This is a genomic window from uncultured Shewanella sp., from assembly GCF_947501225.1.
Lineage (GTDB): Bacteria > Pseudomonadota > Gammaproteobacteria > Enterobacterales > Shewanellaceae > Shewanella.
The window spans coordinates 1-209 of the sequence record NZ_CANMUW010000072.1 but is presented as its reverse complement, the minus strand read 5'-3'; the positions used below and the strand labels follow the sequence as shown (position 1 = coordinate 209).

The following is a 209-nucleotide window of genomic DNA, read 5'->3' as shown; positions in this document are numbered from 1 at the left end:
GCCGATGGTGATGATTCACAAGCCCTCGCCGTAGGTGAAACCGCTCAGGTAGCCTTTACCTATACCGCCACCGATGGCACTGAGTCGCTAACCGAAACATTGACCATTACCATCACAGGCACCAATGATGTACCTGAACTAACACCCGACTTTGGTGAGGTCGATGAAGATGCCACCTTAACCGTGGCTGCAATTAATGGCGTACTGAG

1 protein-coding gene is annotated in these 209 nt (G+C 51.7%); it reads left to right on the top strand.

What is annotated here, in order from left to right; genetic code table 11:
* A partial coding sequence (locus Q1B47_RS21975; protein WP_299798842.1) for a VCBS domain-containing protein occupies window positions 1–209 on the top strand: 209 nt, incomplete at both ends.